Annotated in this window: 18 protein-coding genes and 1 tRNA gene; 12 read left to right on the plus strand and 7 right to left on the minus strand. The window is 56.3% G+C overall.

The window, feature by feature from the left end; genetic code table 11:
* Positions 1 to 107: 107 nt before the first annotated feature.
* Positions 108 to 464: a response regulator gene (locus tag PHA01_RS19900; protein WP_271898292.1), complete on the plus strand. Its 357-nt coding sequence runs from the start codon at positions 108 to 110 to the stop codon at positions 462 to 464.
* Positions 465 to 567: 103 nt separating this feature from the next.
* Here the strand turns inward: PHA01_RS19900 and ctrA are convergent, their stop codons facing one another.
* Positions 568 to 1,269, minus strand: coding sequence for a response regulator transcription factor CtrA (gene ctrA, locus PHA01_RS19905; RefSeq protein ID WP_112530599.1), 702 nt, complete (start codon positions 1,267 to 1,269; stop codon positions 568 to 570).
* A gap of 492 nt (positions 1,270 to 1,761) precedes the next feature.
* Between ctrA and PHA01_RS19910 the strand changes: the two genes are divergently transcribed.
* On the plus strand, positions 1,762 to 2,148 hold the full coding sequence (locus tag PHA01_RS19910) for a flagellar export protein FliJ (RefSeq protein ID WP_271898109.1): 387 nt from the start codon (positions 1,762 to 1,764) through the stop codon (positions 2,146 to 2,148).
* Between the two features lie 54 nt (positions 2,149 to 2,202).
* Here the strand turns inward: PHA01_RS19910 and PHA01_RS19915 are convergent, their stop codons facing one another.
* Positions 2,203 to 2,499, minus strand: coding sequence for a GNAT family N-acetyltransferase (locus PHA01_RS19915; RefSeq protein WP_271898110.1), 297 nt, complete (start codon positions 2,497 to 2,499; stop codon positions 2,203 to 2,205).
* A gap of 52 nt (positions 2,500 to 2,551) precedes the next feature.
* Positions 2,552 to 4,663, minus strand: coding sequence for a carboxy terminal-processing peptidase (locus PHA01_RS19920; protein WP_271898111.1), 2,112 nt, complete (start codon positions 4,661 to 4,663; stop codon positions 2,552 to 2,554).
* 224 nt (positions 4,664 to 4,887) lie between these two features.
* Here PHA01_RS19920 and PHA01_RS19925 point away from each other — a divergent pair, with 224 nt between their 5' ends.
* A complete protein-coding gene (locus tag PHA01_RS19925; RefSeq protein WP_271898112.1) occupies positions 4,888 to 5,346 on the plus strand; it encodes a paraquat-inducible protein A in 459 nt (152 codons plus the stop codon).
* 49 nt (positions 5,347 to 5,395) lie between these two features.
* On the opposite strand, the gene sciP is transcribed toward PHA01_RS19925, so the two are convergent.
* Positions 5,396 to 5,671, minus strand: coding sequence for a CtrA inhibitor SciP (sciP, locus tag PHA01_RS19930; RefSeq protein ID WP_091878079.1), 276 nt, complete (start codon positions 5,669 to 5,671; stop codon positions 5,396 to 5,398).
* Positions 5,672 to 6,111: 440 nt separating this feature from the next.
* Between sciP and mnmA the strand changes: the two genes are divergently transcribed.
* Complete coding sequence (gene mnmA, locus PHA01_RS19935; protein ID WP_271898113.1) at positions 6,112 to 7,299, plus strand: tRNA 2-thiouridine(34) synthase MnmA; 1,188 nt, start codon at positions 6,112 to 6,114, stop codon at positions 7,297 to 7,299.
* A gap of 34 nt (positions 7,300 to 7,333) precedes the next feature.
* On the opposite strand, the gene PHA01_RS19940 is transcribed toward mnmA, so the two are convergent.
* Together PHA01_RS19940 and PHA01_RS19945 are read right to left on the minus strand one after the other, a co-directional pair.
* Complete coding sequence (locus PHA01_RS19940; RefSeq protein ID WP_271898293.1) at positions 7,334 to 8,458, minus strand: DegT/DnrJ/EryC1/StrS family aminotransferase; 1,125 nt, start codon at positions 8,456 to 8,458, stop codon at positions 7,334 to 7,336.
* Positions 8,459 to 8,757: 299 nt separating this feature from the next.
* Positions 8,758 to 9,720 carry a Gfo/Idh/MocA family protein gene (locus tag PHA01_RS19945; protein WP_271898294.1) on the minus strand — a complete coding sequence of 321 codons (963 nt, stop codon included), beginning with the start codon at positions 9,718 to 9,720 and terminating at the stop codon, positions 8,758 to 8,760.
* A gap of 451 nt (positions 9,721 to 10,171) precedes the next feature.
* On the opposite strand from PHA01_RS19945, the gene PHA01_RS19950 reads away from it, so the two are divergent.
* Positions 10,172 to 10,248, plus strand: a tRNA-Met gene (locus PHA01_RS19950).
* Between the two features lie 92 nt (positions 10,249 to 10,340).
* Here PHA01_RS19950 and PHA01_RS19955 read toward each other — a convergent pair.
* A complete protein-coding gene (locus tag PHA01_RS19955) occupies positions 10,341 to 10,649 on the minus strand; it encodes a UBP-type zinc finger domain-containing protein (protein ID WP_271898114.1) in 309 nt (102 codons plus the stop codon).
* A gap of 326 nt (positions 10,650 to 10,975) precedes the next feature.
* Between PHA01_RS19955 and PHA01_RS19960 the strand changes: the two genes are divergently transcribed.
* The 7 genes from PHA01_RS19960 to PHA01_RS19990 all read left to right on the plus strand — a co-directional run bounded on the left by PHA01_RS19960 (position 10,976) and on the right by PHA01_RS19990 (position 17,903).
* Entirely contained in the window at positions 10,976 to 11,335 is a 360-nt protein-coding gene (locus tag PHA01_RS19960) for a hypothetical protein (RefSeq protein ID WP_271898115.1), read from the plus strand.
* Positions 11,336 to 11,364: 29 nt separating this feature from the next.
* Entirely contained in the window at positions 11,365 to 13,317 is a 1,953-nt protein-coding gene (locus PHA01_RS19965) for a pyrroloquinoline quinone-dependent dehydrogenase (RefSeq protein WP_271898295.1), read from the plus strand.
* Between the two features lie 82 nt (positions 13,318 to 13,399).
* Positions 13,400 to 14,254, plus strand: a complete 855-nt coding sequence (cyoA, locus tag PHA01_RS19970; protein WP_271898116.1) for a ubiquinol oxidase subunit II — start codon at positions 13,400 to 13,402, stop codon at positions 14,252 to 14,254.
* A gap of 1 nt (position 14,255) precedes the next feature.
* Complete coding sequence (cyoB, locus tag PHA01_RS19975; protein WP_271898117.1) at positions 14,256 to 16,208, plus strand: cytochrome o ubiquinol oxidase subunit I; 1,953 nt, start codon at positions 14,256 to 14,258, stop codon at positions 16,206 to 16,208.
* Positions 16,205 to 16,825, plus strand: coding sequence for a cytochrome o ubiquinol oxidase subunit III (gene cyoC / locus PHA01_RS19980; protein ID WP_271898118.1), 621 nt, complete (start codon positions 16,205 to 16,207; stop codon positions 16,823 to 16,825). Before cyoB ends, cyoC begins: the two co-directional genes overlap by 4 nt.
* Positions 16,825 to 17,202 (plus strand): cytochrome o ubiquinol oxidase subunit IV, encoded by a 378-nt coding sequence (gene cyoD, locus PHA01_RS19985; protein WP_271898119.1) that lies wholly within the window; start codon positions 16,825 to 16,827, stop codon positions 17,200 to 17,202. Before cyoC ends, cyoD begins: the two co-directional genes overlap by 1 nt.
* 368 nt (positions 17,203 to 17,570) lie before the next feature.
* The gene (locus PHA01_RS19990; RefSeq protein ID WP_271898120.1) at positions 17,571 to 17,903 is read left to right on the plus strand and encodes a hypothetical protein; all 333 of its coding nucleotides are present in this window, start codon (positions 17,571 to 17,573) and stop codon (positions 17,901 to 17,903) included.
* Positions 17,904 to 18,175: the final 272 nt, after the last annotated feature.

Consider the following 18,175-nt stretch of genomic DNA (forward strand, 5'->3'; position numbering starts at 1 on the left):
AAATTTACCATCAACCTTGGGTATTTATTCACCCAACGGCTGGTAGTCTTGGTCATGGGGACAGACGCAACTTGCTTTTGCGGGGAGTTTTTCAATTGCTACGCTGCATGATTGTGGATGGATCTCCTGTGGTCAGGAAGGTTGCCCGGAGGCTTATTGCCAACGAAACGACCGTCGTGACGACCGCCGATACCGGCTATCAGACGATTGCCGCCTGTAGTGTCGAAATGCCTGACATCATTATTCTCGACGATGCGCTATCCGACATGCCAGCGTCGGAGATCATCAGCCAGGTGCGTGCCTTGCCAGGCGGTGAGCACAGCAAGATCTATCTTTGCTTGCCCGAGGTTGACCTGAGCCGGATCATGCGTGCCAAGCGTGCTGGTGCAGCCGGATATCTGCTGAAACCGTTCAATCGTGCTTCCATCGCCGAAATCCTGCCGCCGATGCCGGTTGAAGGCTGAGAGCAACATTGTGTATGGGACGGCTTAGCCGGGGCTTCAATGTCACAGCAAACAAAAAAGCTCCGTTCACACGGAGCTTTTTTGTTTCTCGATAGTATCTTGATCAGGCGATTTCGCGCAGATCCGATGCATCCGGCTCACGCAGCACATAGCCGCGGCCCCAGACGGTTTCGATATAGTTGATACCGCCGGAAGCATTGTCGAGCTTCTTGCGCAGCTTGCAGATGAAAACGTCGATGATCTTGAGTTCCGGCTCGTCCATACCGCCGTAGAGGTGGTTGAGGAACATTTCCTTGGTAAGTGTCGTGCCCTTGCGGAGCGAAAGCAGCTCCAGCATCTGATATTCCTTGCCCGTCAAATGAACCCGCTGGCCGGTGACTTCCACCGTCTTGGCATCCAGATTGACGATGAGGTCGCCGGTGGTGATGACCGACTGGGCATGCCCCTTGGAACGGCGCACGATCGCATGGATACGGGCAACAAGTTCGTCCTTATGGAAGGGCTTGGTCATATAGTCGTCGGCGCCGAAGCCGAGGCCACGAACCTTGTCCTCGATACCGGCCATACCGGAAAGGATCAGGATCGGTGTTTTCACCTTCGACAGACGCAGGGTCCTCAGGACTTCATAACCGGACATATCCGGCAGGTTGAGGTCGAGAAGAATGATATCGTAGTCGTAGAGCTTGCCGAGATCGACACCCTCCTCGCCCAGATCCGTCGTATAAACATTGAAGCTTTCCGACTTGAGCATCAGTTCGATGCTCTGGGCCGTTGCACTATCGTCTTCGATTAAAAGAACCCGCATATCATTCCCCTTTTCCCGCCGCTGAAATGGGTTGCCCAAGAAACCTCGATCAGGGCAATCCCGAAGTCAGGTCGCGAAACAAGCCGTTTCCATAACGTTAAGATTGCCACCGAATGGTTAACAAAATCTAATTCCGCTTTGCAAGTGCCTTTGACTCTTGATTTAAAAATCATTGGCACCGCATTGATTCATAAGGTCAACTTACCCGTCAAAAATCATAAGGCGCAGCATCAGGTTCTGGCCTTAAGCGATTCATTCGACTCGATAAAATCGCCGTCCAAAAACTTGCCGCACTGATTTACAGAGCTTTAAGTCTTAAGGCGTATGATTAATGCTGAACGTAAAGGAAAGGTTACCAGACAGGGCAACCTTTAAGTTTTTGTTTCATTTTTCCGAAGTGATTCGGGGTGAAACGGCGCCGGATGATCGATCGCCAGCGTTTTGGCAGGATCAGAGTACCGGCTTTTGGCAGGTGTTGAGGGGGTAGTGAGTATGAAGTCGCATGAAGGTTTGGTTCGGCTGAAGCTCTTTCAGGTCAAGGAAAAGCGCCGTCAACTCGGCCAGCTTGATTTGATGATGGGCGAGTTCGAACGCATGGCTGCCGAATTGGACGCGCAGATACTGTCCGAGGAAAAAAAGGCCGGCATCACCGACACCACGCATTTCGCCTATCCGACGTTTGCCAAAGCCGCCCGTCAGCGCCGCGACAACCTGTTTGATTCAATTCGCGACCTGAAGGCCCAGAAGGACGATGCCGAAGCGGCACTTACCGAATCCGAAGCGGAACTTGCCAAAGCCGAGGCACTTGAGCAACGCGATGGCAAGCCGCGGGATGTCGAAGAAATTCCTGTCACCGCCAAGCGGGCGATGATCGGATAGTCAGTAGACTTTTTGAGAAATCAGCTTCCGCGGGCATAGAGTTCCCAAAAGGCCTTATCTCTGCTGAACGACGTCCGCCCATTCCTCGTGCCTCAGCGATTGAGCGCGCATGAATGGGCAAAGCGGAATGATCTTCCATCCGCCCGCCCGTGCATCTTCTACCGCATGCAACGCCAGGGCCTGCCCCACACCCTGGCCACGTAACGCATCCGGCACCGCCGTATGATCGATGATGATCAGATGCGGGCTGGCGCGTGAAAACGCCATCTCGGCCTCGTGCCCTGATACCACGGCCACGTAGCGTCCGCCGCTACCCGTTTCCTGTTTTTCGATACTGATCTGATCTGCCATCGCTGCACCATTCGCCATGTGGAGTGCCAGCACTCAGCGCTGGCGCCAATAATCAATTGTTTTTTGCCGATTTCAATTTGGTAAGGTCTGCGGCATCGCTGAGAATATGCACCGTCTCATCCAGGAGAACGTCCTTTGCGTCCTTCAGCGCCTTCTCGCTCGCTATATCTGCGCTCAAGCTGCGCTCGTTGGCCTGCAGTCCGTCTTCCTGAAACACAAGATCTGCCTGTGACACGGAACCCTTGCCGTCTGCTGCCTCGCGCGCCTTCAGGCGGTTGACCTGACGTTCCCTCTCGGCACGCCTTTCGGTTTCGTTGAGTGAGATAACCCGCTTGTTGCGCAAATCGTCGAGCTCATTCACGTCTTCAACGAGATCCTTGAAATCCTTGTCCGTTTTGGCGCGGGCGTCGTGGCGGCTCTGTAGCTCCGGCAGAACCGCTTTGATATCACCAAGGGGTTTGTAGCTCGCAGGTTTGATCTGCAGCCATGGCAGCGCATTGTCATAGCTCGACTCCCCCAGTTTGTCCTCGTCCGAGAATCCTGGCAGGACGATATCCGGCGTCACCCCACGAAGCTGAGTGGTGCCGCCATTGATGCGGAAGAACTGCGCGACAGTCATTTTCAGCTCGCCGAATTCCGGCTTTGGATTGCGTGCTTCCTCGTCCAGATCGACCACTGTTTGCACAGTGCCCTTGCCGAAACTCGGTTCGCCAATAATGACGCCGCGGCCATAGTCTTGTATTGCAGCGGCGAAAATCTCTGAGGCCGAGGCGGAACCACGATTGATGAGCACAGCAAGCGGCCCCGTCCACAGGGCCGTTGCGCGCTTGTTGCCATTTACCCTGATCTCACCATCGCCGTTGCGCTGCTGCAGAACTGGTCCCTTGCCCACGAAAAAGCCGGTCAGTTCGATCGCTTGCGGCAAAGAACCGCCGCCATTGTTGCGCAGATCGATAACGACGCCATCTACCTTTTCTTTTTCGAGTTCTGCCAACAGCTTGGCGACATCGCGGCTTGCGCTCCGGTAATCCTTGTCACCGCGCCGCCGCGCATCGAAATCTTCATAGAACGTGGGCAACGAGATCACGCCGATTTTCCGCGAGATATCGCCGTCCTTGACAATCTGAACGCTTTTTTTGGCCGCCTGCTTATCCAGACTGATGTTTTCTCGCACCAGGGTGACGAGGCGATGCTTGCCGTCAAGTCCCGCATCGGATGGCAAGATATCCAGCCGTACGACGGTATCCTTCTCTCCGCGTATCAATTTCACGACGTCATTAACGCGGGTGCCGACAACGTCCACCAGCGTGCCGTCCTTGCCCTGGGCGACGCCGACAATTCTGTCGCCGACCGCCAGCTGGCCAGACAGCTGGGCCGGTCCACCCGGTACCAGCTCCCGTATGGTCGTATATTCGTCGCGCTCCTGCAGTACGGCGCCGATACCGACGAGCGAGAGTTTCATCGAAATGTCGAAATCCGATGCCGCAGCAACACCCAGATAGTCGGTATGGGGTTCGATCGAGTTCGTGTAAGCCGTCATGAATGTCTGAAAGACATCGTCACTCTTGTACTTGTAGGCCCGGGCCAGTGAGTTTCCATACCGCTTGCCAAGTGTTTCGCGTATCGTCGCTTCAGGCGTACCCGCCAGTTTCAGGCGCAGCCAATCGTTTTTCACGCGCTTGCGCCATAGGTCTTGGCTCTCCGCCATCGTTTTCGGCCAAGGCTCCTTGTCGCGGATGAGCGTGAACTCTTCGTTCTGGCTGAAATCGAAACCATTCTTGAGCAATTCACGCGCGTATGTAAGCCGCTCCACGTAACGCTGCTCGAACACGTTGAAAATAGCGAACGGGATGCTCAGATCGTCGCTGAAGATAGCATCGTCGATTTTGTCCTTATTGGTCATGAATTGATCAATATCGGACTGGAGGAAAAAGAAGCGCTCCGGGTCGAGTAATTCTATGTACCGGTTAATTATTTTTTCAGACAAGGCGTCGTCCAACGGCACCTTCTTGTAGTGGTAGTATGTCAGCACCTGCGCGCTCAAATGCGCAGCCTTGGCCTGCTCCTCCTCTGGAGCGAGCGGTGGCGGGGAGCCGGCCTCCAGCGCCTGGGCCGAGGAAACAAAGGCCAGGAAAACAAACAGCAGTCCGAATTTTGTACGCATAAGGTGCATCAATCCAATGTTCGACCAAATCATCAAGAATTAAATACTCTTGGTTACCGCCGGCAGTCGTCGGTGCTATGTACCCTAACTATGGAGACCAGCCATGGGAAGCGTCAATCGGGTACAAGCGAATGTGATCCGGTGTGTCTTGTCGTCGCCTATGCTTGACGGGTGCCATGCATTTCCTTCATGCGTAACTGGGTTAGCCTTGGTTCGGGACCAGCATGTCGACAAGATCGTTCATTCCCATCTTTCTCTTCATCGCCACGTTTTCGCTGGCACTGGGGATGACCATGCCGCTGATGAATGTCAGCAGGCTGTACTTTTTCGACGAGAACCCTTCGCTCCTGGGCATAATTCGATCGCTCTGGACGGGCGGCGATTGGTTGCTGGCGTCCATCGTCGGGCTCTTTTCGGTCATTCTTCCAGTCACAAAGCTCGCCGTCGCACAATTGGCGGCAGCTCGAGTACCCGCTGCCGCCCATGTTCTGCACCGGTGGATCGGCTTCCTGTCGAAATGGTCGATGCTGGACGTATTGCTGGTCGCTCTGGTGATTTTCGGCGCAAAGACGAGCGGCCTTGCCACAGCGATCGCCCAGCCAGGACTCTGGTTTTTCACCGCATCGGCAATTCTGTCGGCACTGGCAACGCACTTGATCGTGCGTGAAGAAACGATTGCATAAGCGAAGGGGCTGGCCTCGCGGCTAGCCCCTTCTATTCATGCACCATCATCTAATGACGATATTGCTGTATCCGGGTCGTTCTGAGACCAGCCAGCCCATGATCGGAGATCGAGGACTGCCAGGACAGGAACTCTTCCACCGTCAACGTATAGCGATGGCAAGCCTCCTCAAGACTAAGAAGACCACCGCGCACAGCGGCAACCACCTCAGCCTTGCGGCGAATAACCCAACGCCGCGTATTCGCGGGTGGAAGATCGGCGATGGTCAGCGGGCTGCCATCCGGGCCGATTACGTATTTTACTCTCGGTCGAACAAGATCGGTCATTGTACTCTCTACACTAAACTTCAAGACCTATCGCACCTGACATTACAGTCAGGGCTTTAATAATTGCCTAAACCTCGAGTCATTCTCTGGTAACTTCGGTTAATGGATCGGCCATATTTTCGTTAAACTTTGGCCCAACTCGCAGAATTTTCGTGTTTTGAAGCGGGTGTCGCGCAAAAATCTTGTCTCGATAAAAATTTCTCCCACACCACTTCTTAGAGACGTTCGGAAAGTCGCTGCGGCGAGGCATATGATGCGGTTTTTCGATAACCGGAGCGCAGCGTACTATTGTACGTGAGCACCGGAAGCGCAGAAAATCGCGTTAGATGGCCGTCGCAGTAGAGTTTCAAACGGTCTCTTATTGGCAAGTCCGGGTCGATGCCCTATATAGAGCCGACAAAGCGCTGCGCTTATATGCCGCGACGAAAACGGATCCGCTTATGACACTGAATAATCTCGATCTGCCGGGAAGACCGGAAGACACTCGTATCGTCGTTGCCATGTCTGGCGGCGTGGATTCTTCTGTTGTGGCCGGCATCCTCAAACGCCAGGGCTATGATGTCGTCGGCGTCACCTTGCAGCTCTATGACCATGGTGCATCGACCCATCGTGCCGGTTCCTGCTGCGCTGGTCAGGATATCGAGGATGCGCGCCGCGTCTCCGAACGTCTCGGCATTCCGCATTATGTACTCGACTACGAAGCCCGTTTCCGCGAAGCCGTGATCGATCCTTTTGCCGCGAGCTATGTCAGCGGCGAGACGCCAATCCCCTGCGTTTCCTGCAACCAGACCGTAAAATTCGCGGATCTACTGCAGACCGCCCGCGATCTTGGCGCGGACGCACTGGCGACTGGTCATTATATTCGCAGCCATGCCAATGGTGCGCATCGTGCCCTGTTCCGTCCTGTCGATACCGACAAGGACCAGAGTTATTTCCTTTTTGCCACCACGCAGGAACAGATCGATTATCTGCGCTTCCCGCTCGGTGGTCTGACGAAGCCGGAAACCCGTGCAATCGCCGAGGAGCTTGGTCTCACTGTCGCAAACAAGCAGGACAGCCAGGACATCTGCTTCGTACCGCAGGGTAAGTATTCGGACATTATTTCGAAACTGAAGCCGGAAGCGGCCAATCCGGGCGATATCGTCCACATCGACGGGCGCGTGCTCGGCCGCCACGAAGGCATTGTGCATTACACCATCGGCCAGCGTCGCGGCATTGGCGTCGCTACCGGCGATCCGCTCTATGTCGTTCATCTCGATGCGGCCAATGCCCGCGTCATAGTCGGCCCGCGCGAAGCGCTTGAAACCCGCAAGGTTTTCTTGCGCAACGTCAATTGGCTTGGTGACGACGCATTGGAAGATATTCCGGCAGGCGGCGTCGAGGTCTACGCCAAGGTTCGCTCCACCCGCCCGCCCCGCCCGGCCGTCCTGCACCATCAGGCAGGCGAGACATGGGTCGAGCTGGTCGACGGCGAAAGCGGGATCGCGCCCGGCCAGGCCTGCGTGCTTTATTCAGACGACAGCAATAATGCCCGCGTCTTCGGCGGCGGCTTCATTGGCCGCTCCGAACGTGCCCCGCAGGCGGAAGCCATGTTGAAGCGTCTCGCCCAGCAAGGCCAGCACGCCTGATCAGATCAGTTCGATGTTAAAGGAAATGGGGCCGTCAGGCCCCTTTTTCGTGGAACTCGCGGATCGTGCCGATAATCCGGTCCTGGTCATCATTGCTCAGATATGGATGCATGGGGAGGCACAAGATGTTCTTCGGCAAGGTTTCAGAAACCGGCAAACCGCCCGGCGCGCGCATGTAATGAGCATAAGCCTCCTGCAGATGCAGCGGCTTTACATAATAAATCACCGACGGGATACCGTTGGCCTGCAGGTGCGCCTTCAATTCATCGCGATTCTTCGTCTCGATCGCATATTGTGCCCAGGCCGAGCGTGATCCTTCCGGCATCAATGCCACTTTGACGACATCCTTGAGGCCATTGGCATAGCGCCTGGCAATCACCTGCCGCGCTTCCATCTCGTCTTCGAGAATGGTGAGCTTTTCAATAAGGATCGCTGCCTGGATCGTATCGAGACGGGAATTCAGGCCGACGCGCACATTGTCATATTGCGTCTCGCCCTTGCCGTGAAACAGCACGGAACGCAGCAAGTCAGCAAACGCGGCATCATTGGTGAACATGGCGCCGCCATCGCCGTAACAGCCGAGCGGCTTGGCAGGGTAAAAACTCGTCGCTCCCACATCGCCGAACGCGCCACACATGGCATTGTCGCGCTTGCCGCCGATTGACTGCGCAGCGTCTTCGATGACGAACAAGTTCTCGCGGGCCGCGACTGCAGACAGCGACGTGTAATCGGCGGCAAGCCCGAACAGATCGACGGGAATGATCGCTTTCGGCTTCAGCCTGCCTTCCGCGCGTACAGCGGCAATGGCGGCTTCGAGTTGCTTCACATCGATATTGTAGGTGTCGGGATCGACGTCGACAAAGACCGGTTCGGCACCGACCAGCGCAACCACTTCCGCAGTCGCGGCAAATGTGAAGCTTGGCACAAACACCGCATCGCCAGGGCCTATGCCTTTGGCCATCAACGGGATCTGCAGAGCGTCGGTGCCATTGGCGCAGGCGACAACGTGCTCGACACCGATATATTCAGCCAGACGTTTTTCAAACTCGGCAACATCCGGCCCCAGGATGTATTTACCCTCACGCACGACCTTGGCGATTGCCGCGTCGAGTTTGCCGCTAATCCGTTCACGCTGTGCGCCGAGATCGATGAACTGCATCATTGCTCCAATATCAATGTCTCCGCGAATCTGCGCCGGGGAAACTGTTCGGCTACTCTATAGAAGGGCGGAGGGAGGTCCGCGAGAGTGCGCCATTTCAAAGATTGTGCGGCCTTGTAACAACGCTTTACGTCGAGAGCAATGCGATTGCATATCGTTAATGCGTGGTTCGACAAGCTCACCATGAGGGGATGGGGTTGATTGCAGGGAGCCAAATTCTTCAACGCCGGCGATTGGCTTGCAATTCAACAATCTCCCTCATGGTGAGCTTGTCGAACCACGCACTATCGATATGCAGCTCACTCACTCTTGTTATGAGCAACCGTTCCCGCGGTCAAAATACGCAAGACGCGGATGGCTTCCTCGCCATCCGTTTTCGGTTGCCTGCGCGTCTGGATGCTCTCGATAAAACTCTGGCACTCGCGCGTCAGCGGCATGCCCTGTGCAACCTTGACATATGTCGGCTCTTCCGTCGTCGAGGCCCACTGGCCGTCATCCTGCCAGATCGAATGCTTGTAGACGGCGAGCTTCTTGTCCCATTGCTCCATGTCGTCGAACACCGCCATCGCTTTGGTGCCGACCACGGTCAGGCGGCGTTCGCGATAAGGGTTGAGCCGCGAGGCAAACAGGTGACCGCGCACATTATCCGGAAAACGCAAATGCAGATGCGCGAAATCGCTCAAGTGGTCCAGCACGGCGGCACCCTCGCCGCGCACCTCCAGCGGCTCGGTTTCCGTGATCGCCAGGATCATCGACAGGTCATGCGGCGCGAGATCCCACAGCGCATCGTTCTCGGTATGGAACTTCCCGAGACCAAGCCGGTGCGAGTGGATATAGCGCACCTTGCCGAGATCGCCGGCCTTGATAAGATCGAGCAGCTTTTCAAACGCGGGATGAAACCGCAAAACGTGGCCGACCATGAAGATGCGGCCGTTGTCATGCGCCGCTTTCACGGCGGCTTCCGCGTCCGGTACCGTCAAGGCGATCGGCTTCTCGACCAGCACATCCTTGCCATTGGTGACCGCGCGAATAGCCGCTTCCGCATGGAACTGCGGCGGCAAGGCCATGACGATGGCGTCGACATCGGGATGGGTGAAAAGATCCTCGACCTCTATATGCAAAACGTCCTGCTCGGCGGCAAAGCCGGCAGCACGATCGCTGTTCTGGTCGGCGACGGCATAAAGAGCGCCAAGGCTCTTCAATGTACGGATATGGTTGCTCCCCCAGTAACCGCAACCCAGCACTGCAATCCGTGGAGCCATCTTTTCAGCCTTGTTCATGTCGGCATCCAATATCCGTACGACGAAACTATGACAAGTCCCGCTTCCGGGCATTGCACTTGAATTGTGCGGAAAGGTTGGCCGTTATCTCCCCCCTTGTGGGGGGCCGAAGGCGGGCGAGACCCGTGGCTCGCCCCGGTCGGTGATTTCAGCATCTTAGCGTCAGCTAAGTGCCAGAAATCACAAGAGAGGGGATAAATTGGCGTGCTTCCGCGGAAAAATTCCCTCTCTTGGATTTTCCGAGGGTTTAGCGAAGGGGCTAAATTCAGGAAAATCCTTTCTCCCCCGCAAGGGGGGAGATAAAAAAGCGGCGTAACATTGCTTGACAGGCTGTTGCCACCCCCATATATCCCGCCCCGTCCCTGTCGATTTGACAGCGCGGCCTCCCGGTTCCTTTTGCAGGCAAACCATCTATGGGTCGCGAGACATATGGGGCGAAGTAGCTCAGTAGGTTAGAGCAGAGGAATCATAATCCTTGTGTCGGGGGTTCGAATCCCTCCTTCGCTACCATTTTCTTCAAGATTACAAGTTGCCGAGACGCGCCGTTTGGCGGCATGTCACACGCGGTGAGCCGCGAGCCAGCAGATATGAGCTTTCGACCATCAGATAAACCTCGGTATCGGGCCAAGCTGCTCGGTTTGGTCCGGTAATTCCACCATGACCTCATCGACGTAGCACCAGCCCCAGCCCTCTGGGGGATCGTAACCTTCAATGATGGGGTGGCCGGTCGTTCGAAAATGCGCCGTCGCATGTCTTCCTTGCGAAGAGTCGCAGCACCCGACGTGACCGCATGATCGGCAAAGCCTCAGATGCACCCAAGGTGTTCCCAGCGCCAGGCATTCCGCGCATCCAAGCGATCCTGGAATGACGTTGCGAATTTGCCCGCTGTGGTTGCATGAACTCACACTCATACTCCGTCGTCAGAAAAAACGGCTGGGCCAATTCGGGCAGGCATCTAGTCTGTCCGTCTCGTACGCGCAAACACCAATGTCGCGGCAATCTAGCGCAGCGAACTCGTCTGAGCAAACGCAAACACGGATTGGTCGCCTCGTTGCCTCGCAACCGCATCAGCGAATTGCATCTCTGTTTAAGCGAAGATGTTTGGGCGGCGTATGCAACATTGTTTCGGTATGTTGGGCAATTACTGGAATTAGACTGATCAAAAGAGCTATACGGCTGTAAAAATCCAGCTAGACTTTGCCACTCGCTTGCTACAATACTATCGCAGCGAGGGACGATGGCCAAAACTTCTGGGATCCTTAATGATGCTGGAGCCGCACTCATGGTGCTGGCATCGCTTGGCGGCCTCGTCGTTTCGATATTCAACTACTTCAATCCCGATAGCGGTATCGCCGGTGAGCCAGGAACGCTTCTGGTGATTGCGTCCACCATTCTGCTGGCACTATTCGGTATGGCGCTTGGGAAATTGAAGCCTGGCTTCCTCCGGTCGTTCTTCATTGTCTCTTCTATCCTCAATATCGCCGGCACATCCTTCGCCGGGTATCTCCTGCATAGTCAAACACTTGTGATCCTTATGCTCGTCAGCCTTCTGGGCTGGATTCTTCACGTGTTCAGACGGCGTCGCGCGTTTGCCTGAACCAAGCTTTTGCAATGGTGACCGACGTGATGTGGACAAAGTATTTATTGTCGGCGCTGTCTGTTGTGGCGTTGACGGCAACTTGCGGCGAACTCCAGGCCCAAAGCGTCGAATGGAGCACCTACAACGGTGACCTGGCGGCACAAAAATTCTCGCCCCTGAAGCAGATAACCCCGCAGAATGTGGGGAATCTCGCGGTCGCATGGCGCACACATACTGGCGACGTTTCATCCGGTGGGCCGCCTCCAGCTGGAATGCACAATCGCCCGCCAGCCTCTGGTCCGCAGGCCGATCTTCCGCCAACAGTGTGGTCGGCGACGCCGCTTTTCGTTAATGACACAGTCTATCTTGGCACACCCTTCTACCGGATTTTCGCACTTGAACCCGATACGGGAAAAGTGAAGTGGAGCTATGACACCAATGCTGTTCTTGAAGCGCTGACGCAGCCTGACCTCAAGAACCGCGGCGTTGCTTACTGGCAGGCAGATGCCCCTGACACTTCGCAGGCATGCCAGAAACGCATCTATATTGGTACGATGGATGCGAAGTTGCATTCCGTTGACGCAGACACGGGCAAGCCCTGTGCCGATTTCGGCAAAGGCGGCGTCGTGGATATCAACCAGTGGAATGTTGAAAACGCCAAATGGCCGCTGTCCATTCTCCAGCCTCCGACCGTCTACAAGGATTTCCTCTTCGTTGGCTGGGCCGGCAAGGACTGGGCCGACGCTGTCGATCCACCCGGCACTGTCTTCGCCTTAGATGCACGCACAGGCGCGTTGCGCTGGACGTTCCATGCCTTGAACCCAGCGGACGCTGCGAAGAGCGGCACGGCGAACGTCTGGGCAAGCATGGCTGTCGATCGTGACCGTAACCTCTTGTTTTTGCCGGTCAGTTCACCCAGTCCAAACTTTTTCGGCGGTAACAGGCTGGACGCGATCTCGCTCGGAACGTCTGTCACTGCGCTTGATGTGGACACGGGCAAAGTCGTCTGGTCCAGGCAACTCGTGCATCACGATATCTGGGATCTCGACACCAATTCGGCGCCGACACTGATCGATATACAGAAGGATGGAGCGACAATTCCGGCGCTGGTGCAGACGTCCAAGCAGGGTTTCCTTTATGTCCTCAACCGCGAGACCGGAGAGCCGGTCTATCCGATCGAGGAACGCCCCTTCCCGGCTTCAACGGTACCCGGCGAGAAGGCCGCGCCGACGCAGCCCTACGTGCCGCTGCCGAAAGCTGTCGTGGGAGACAAGTGGCCGGGCGTCTTTGGCTTGGCGGACATCGTGAGCTTCGGTTATTGCAGCCGCACCGCCGCGACGTTGCGCGACGAGGGCAGGTTTACACCGCCCAGCCTTGAAGGCTCGCTTGTTTATCCGGGTACGATTGGAGGCATCGAATGGGGTGGCGGAGCGGTCGACCCGTCGACTGGCACCTTCGTTGTCAATTACTCGAGTGCAGTGCAGATTTACAAGCTGATCCCGCGCGCTGATTATGACAAGGCAGCAACTGCCGGAGGCCTGGAAACCGGCGGTTTCTTTCCGATGACCGGCGCACCCTACGGAGTCCAGCTCACGACATTCCTCAATCCTTTGGGGATGCCCTGCTGGAAGCCTCCCTATGGTTCAATTGCTGCCTATGATCTTAAAACCGGCAAGCAGCTTTGGGACGTGCCGTTCGGGCAGGTTCAGCAATACGGCTTCTATATGCCCGAGTCGTGGGGATCGATCACCCTGGGAGGCCCTGTCATTACCGCGAGCGGCTTGATCTTCATCGGCGCTTCCATGGACTCGATGGTGCGTGCACTTGATCTTGCAACCGGCAAGGTGTTGTGGAAGTCTCTTGTGGCAGCTCCGGCCGTCGCGCTTCCGGCGGTTTATGAATATAAGGGCAAACAATATGTCGTGTTTGCAGCGGGGGGTAATTCGATCCTCACTCCAAAGGTCAGCGACGAAATTATCGCGTTCGCCCTGCCGAACTGACACGCCGTGCCATTGCAGCTTGGAACCGGGTTGGCAAAAGGGGCTTCGTTGATGAGACAATCCGGTTACTGGTCATTACGTCATGTCTGACGTAGCGGGCTCTTACTGGCGCAGCGGCGTTCTTGACCCGCAGGGACCGGTTGGCGCCGCACAGAATACGATTTTGCTGAACGCGACAACGATCATGCTGGCAGTGGTCATTCCTGTCATTGTGCTCACTCTCGGGTTCGCCTGGTGGTTTCGGCACAGCAATGCGCGGGCGCGTTATATACCTGACTGGTCCTATTCGGGCCGCATCGAATTGATCGTCTGGTCGATACCCGCGATGGTGGTGCTTTTCCTCGGCGGAATCGCCTGGGTCGGCTCCCACGATCTCGATCCGGGCAAACAGATCGCTTCCAGCGCCGCGCCGGTCAATGTGCAGGTGGTCTCCCTCGATTGGAAATGGCTCTTCATTTATCCCGATCTGGGCGTCGCAAGCGTAAACAGCCTGGTGGTGCCGGCAGGTGTTCCGATACGCTTTCAGCTTACGTCGGCAACTGTGATGAACAGCTTTTTCGTGCCCCAGCTCGGCAGCCAGATTTATACGATGGAGGGCATGACGACGCGGCTCAATCTGCTCGCAGACAAGCCGGGAAGGTACCCGGGACTTTCGGCGCAATTCAGCGGTGAAGGCTTTTCGGATATGCGCTTTGTGGTCGATGCAATGCCCCAGCAGGCCTTTGACCAGTGGGCCGCAAACACGCGGGCCGCTGGCGGGAATTTGGACGAGGCGAGCTATGCGCAACTGGCGCGTCCGAGCTCCGCGGTAGCGTCGTCCACCTTTGGTCAGGTGGAGCAAAACCTGTTCAATGATATCGTGAATTCTAACAACCCCGCACCCGGCACTTCCCCCACCGGGCACCATTCGACACCCTCAATTTCTGACGGAACCTGACATGCTTGGAAAGCTCAGCTGGGCCGCCATACCTTTCGACCAGCCCATTCCCATGATCGCATCCCTGCTGGTCATGCTCACGATCTCCGCGATATTGCTGCTTTTCACGTGGAAAGGCTGGTGGCCGTACCTCTGGTCCGAATGGATCACCAGCGTCGATCACAAGCGCATAGGCGTCATGTATATCCTGCTTGCCCTTGTCATGCTCGTCCGAGGCTTTACCGATGCGATCATGATGCGCTCGCAACTGGCACTGGCCGCGGGCGGCGCGCAGGGTTACCTGCCGCCGGAACACTACAACCAGATCTTCTCGGCTCATGGCACGATCATGATCTTTTTTGTGGCGATGACCTTCATGGTCGGCCTGATGAACTTCGTCGTGCCTCTCCAACTCGGTATCCGCGATGTGGCGTTTCCCGTGTTGAACTCGGTCAGCTTCTGGTTGACGGCGGCAGGTGTGCTGCTAGTGAACATGTCACTCGTCATTGGCGAGTTCGCACGGACAGGGTGGCTGGTCTACCCGCCTCTATCGGAATTGGCCTATTCGCCCGGAGTTGGCGTCGATTATTACCTCTGGGCGCTGCAGATATCCGGCGCGGGCACGCTTTTGTCGGGGATAAACTTGACAACAACCATCCTGAAGCTGCGAGCGCCCGGCATGGGCTATATGAGGATGCCGATCTTCTGCTGGACGGCGCTGGCTTCCAACCTTCTGATCGTCGCAGCTTTTCCGATCCTGACCGCGACATTCGCGATGCTCCTTCTTGATCGCTATCTCGGATTCCACTTCTTCACCAACGAGGCTGGCGGCAATGCCATGATGTATATCAACCTCATCTGGGCCTGGGGTCATCCGGAAGTGTACATACTGATCCTGCCCGCATTCGGCGTTTTCTCCGAGGTCATCGCCACCTTTTCCGGCAAAGCACTATTCGGTTATCGCTCCATGGTCATCGCCACCATGGCAATATGTGTTTTGTCCTTCATGGTGTGGTTGCACCACTTCTTCACGATGGGCGCAGGAGCCGACATCAACGGCTTTTTCGGCATCATGACGATGATCATAGCGGTGCCGACCGGCGTGAAAGTCTTCAACTGGTTGTTCACGCTTTATGGCGGGCGGCTGCGGTTCGATGCGCCGGTCTATTGGGCGCTGGGCTTCATGGTGACCTTTGTCGTTGGCGGCATGACAGGCGTTTTGCTTGCAATTCCGCCTGCGGATTTCGTCCTGCACAACAGTCTGTTTCTCGTTGCGCATTTTCACAACGTGATCATCGGAGGCGTGCTCTTTGGAGCTTTCGCAGGATATACGTTCTGGTTCCCGAAAGCGTTCGGCTTCAAGCTGGACGAGCGTATCGGCAAGGCAATTTTCTGGTGCTGGTTCATTGGTTTTTATCTGGCCTTCATGCCGCTCTACATACTGGGCCTGATGGGCGCGACACGGCGGATGCAACACTACGATGTTGCCGGATGGCAGCCTCTGATGCTGGTAGCGCTGCTTGGCGCAATCGTCATCCTCGCTGGCATCGTCCTCACCGGCGTTCAACTCGTCGTCAGCATCCGCACACGCGACCAGCGGCGCGATCATACCGGCGATCCATGGAATGGGCGCACACTCGAATGGTCCACACCTTCTCCACCTCCGGCGTGGAACTTTGCGGTTTTGCCGGCGGTAAACGGCCTCGACCCTTACTGGGAAGCAAAGAAAAGTCCCAAATCTCACCGTCAAAACGGTCCCGATCTGGAAACAATCGCAGTTCCACGCAACAGCCCCATCGGGTTCGTGCTGGCATTTTTTGCCGTCATGGCCGGCTTTGCGTTGATCTGGCATATCTGGTGGATGGCTATCGCCGGATTGATAGGCGCGCTCATGACCATTCTTGCTCACGCCTGGCGCGTTTCGGACGAGGTCGAGTACGTCGTCGCGAGCCAACGGCAGCGAGCCGCCATATGAGTGCAAGTTCATCGACTCACTCAGAGGTTCGCGAGATTCCAGTATCGGAACGCGGCCCCGCGCCGAGAAATGTGGTGGTTAGCTTCGGCTTCTGGCTGTTTCTCCTGAGCGACATCGTCATATTTGCGGCATTGTTTGCAGCATTTGCCGTGCTCTCGCACGAAACGGCGGGCGGACCGTCGGGGAATGATCTGTTTGATCGCAACCGCGTCCTTCTGGAGACAGCTATTCTTCTCGCGTCAAGCTTCACCTGTGGCCTGATGTCCTTGGCCGTCGAACAACGCAAACTGATCCCCGCCGCCGCCTGGGGCGCGGTCACGTTCTTGCTCGGCGCGACCTTTGTCGGCATGGAACTGTTTGAATTCCACGGCATGATCGAGAGCGGTGCCCGACCCGATCGCAGCGCCTTCCTTTCCGCCTTCTTCACGCTGGTAGGCACACATGGCCTGCACGTGTCGGCGGGATTGTTCTGGTTGCTTGTGATGTTCGCGCAGATCGCAACCCTCGGTTTCCGCCCGATGGTCCTGCGGCGGCTGCGCTGTTTCAGCCTGTTCTGGCACGCGCTCGATATCGTCTGGATTGGTGTTTTCACAATCGTTTATCTTGGAGCCCACTGATGGCCGAACCCATTGAAACGACCGAGGATCAAGAGGCCGGTGCACCGCGCGTGGCCGGGGGAAGTTGGCAGGGCTACCTCACCGGAATGGTCTTTGCGATCATACTGACGCTGGCTTCATTCTGGGTTGCTGGAACCGATCTAGTCTGGGGACCGGGCGTGCCGATCCTGCTTGCCGTATTGGCGATTGCCCAGATGGGCGTTCACCTCGTCTTCTTTCTTCACATATCCAGCGCACCGGACAGCCTCAACAACATCCTTGCGCTGGCCTTTGGCGTCTTTGTCGTTGCCCTTGTTGTATTCGGTTCGATGATCATCATGGCCAATCTCAATGCAAACATGATGTCGATGCCGGAACTGATGAATATGCAGCGCTAGCCAAGGGTAGCGATCTTGCGCGGCATAAGATACTAGGATCGCGGGCGCGACTGCCATTAGCTTTAGAATGGGGTCGGGCGGGCGATTGACGTCTACCTCGCTGCCACGAACGAACGTGACCGCCCCTTTCTCAGAGCCCGTTTGGAAAGTCGCTGCGGCGAAGGCATATGGCGTGGTTTTTGGGGTCGCCCTTGCGACGAGCGCAGACCTGAGCACCGGAAGCGCAGAAAACCGCGTCAGATGACCGCCGCAGTAGAGTTTCAAAATGGGCTCTCAATCGAACGAGCTACTTTCCGGCACATGCGCAGCAAGTATCTTCGGGGTGCTGCTCGTCCATGGGGTGATTCGAGCAGAGCATAGGGGGACGAATGCTGACTGTTTCGTTGTTCTTGGGCGTATATCTGGCGGGAACCAGGGTTGAACAGGGTGATGCCGTCATGCAGGCCCAATTCGATCTGATGAAATTATCCTACGCCTGCAGTGACCCTCTCTACAGGACGAAGCGGGATTCCGTCAGACGCTGGGTGAGGAAGTTCGACACGGACACGACTTTCAAGGACGAGGACGTATCCAATCTGGACAGTGGCTTGAAAAATGGCACGACCCGGCTGAGCAAGCCCATCAACAAGGGCGATTGTATCACGCTGCTCACCGAGGCCCAGGCGAAGGTAGATCAGCTCTTCGAGGAATTCAGCCGCTAGTCGTGCTATGCGCGTCTCTCAAACGCCTTTGTGAATTGACCGTGCGCGCCGCAGCGTGCAGTTTTTGGCATCGCCACTAGGGAAACCAAAACAACGCTCCCGGCCCCCTTATACGTCTGTTGAAAGGGCCGCGCTTTTGGAGGCAAAGATGCGACTATTCTTGATGCTCGTTCTAATGGCCTTGAGCGGCTGCGTGTCCAATGGCTCTCCGCCGGACGATGATTATGGTATACCACGGCGGCCGTCCTGGGCCGGAAACAACTGACGGCAAA

The sequence above is a fragment of the Candidatus Phyllobacterium onerii genome (assembly GCF_028331445.1).
GTDB classification, from domain to species: Bacteria; Pseudomonadota; Alphaproteobacteria; order Rhizobiales; family Rhizobiaceae; genus Phyllobacterium; species Phyllobacterium onerii.

Coding starts and splice junctions, on each gene's coding strand:
- PHA01_RS19945 (WP_271898294.1), bottom strand. CDS start 9,720: ATGGCTCCACGGATTGCAGTGCTGGGTTGCGGTTACTGGGGGAGCAAC.
- PHA01_RS19925 (WP_271898112.1), top strand. CDS start 4,888: ATGTCGACAAGATCGTTCATTCCCATCTTTCTCTTCATCGCCACGTTT.
- cyoC (WP_271898118.1), top strand. CDS start 16,205: ATGAGTGCAAGTTCATCGACTCACTCAGAGGTTCGCGAGATTCCAGTA.
- ctrA (WP_112530599.1), bottom strand. CDS start 1,269: ATGCGGGTTCTTTTAATCGAAGACGATAGTGCAACGGCCCAGAGCATC.
- cyoD (WP_271898119.1), top strand. CDS start 16,825: ATGGCCGAACCCATTGAAACGACCGAGGATCAAGAGGCCGGTGCACCG.
- PHA01_RS19915 (WP_271898110.1), bottom strand. CDS start 2,499: ATGGCAGATCAGATCAGTATCGAAAAACAGGAAACGGGTAGCGGCGGA.
- PHA01_RS19990 (WP_271898120.1), top strand. CDS start 17,571: ATGCTGACTGTTTCGTTGTTCTTGGGCGTATATCTGGCGGGAACCAGG.
- mnmA (WP_271898113.1), top strand. CDS start 6,112: ATGACACTGAATAATCTCGATCTGCCGGGAAGACCGGAAGACACTCGT.
- PHA01_RS19910 (WP_271898109.1), top strand. CDS start 1,762: ATGAAGTCGCATGAAGGTTTGGTTCGGCTGAAGCTCTTTCAGGTCAAG.
- PHA01_RS19955 (WP_271898114.1), bottom strand. CDS start 10,649: ATGAGTGTGAGTTCATGCAACCACAGCGGGCAAATTCGCAACGTCATT.
- PHA01_RS19900 (WP_271898292.1), top strand. CDS start 108: ATGATTGTGGATGGATCTCCTGTGGTCAGGAAGGTTGCCCGGAGGCTT.
- PHA01_RS19960 (WP_271898115.1), top strand. CDS start 10,976: ATGGCCAAAACTTCTGGGATCCTTAATGATGCTGGAGCCGCACTCATG.
- PHA01_RS19920 (WP_271898111.1), bottom strand. CDS start 4,663: ATGCGTACAAAATTCGGACTGCTGTTTGTTTTCCTGGCCTTTGTTTCC.
- sciP (WP_091878079.1), bottom strand. CDS start 5,671: ATGACCGATCTTGTTCGACCGAGAGTAAAATACGTAATCGGCCCGGAT.
- cyoA (WP_271898116.1), top strand. CDS start 13,400: ATGTCTGACGTAGCGGGCTCTTACTGGCGCAGCGGCGTTCTTGACCCG.
- cyoB (WP_271898117.1), top strand. CDS start 14,256: ATGCTTGGAAAGCTCAGCTGGGCCGCCATACCTTTCGACCAGCCCATT.
- PHA01_RS19940 (WP_271898293.1), bottom strand. CDS start 8,458: ATGCAGTTCATCGATCTCGGCGCACAGCGTGAACGGATTAGCGGCAAA.
- PHA01_RS19965 (WP_271898295.1), top strand. CDS start 11,365: ATGTGGACAAAGTATTTATTGTCGGCGCTGTCTGTTGTGGCGTTGACG.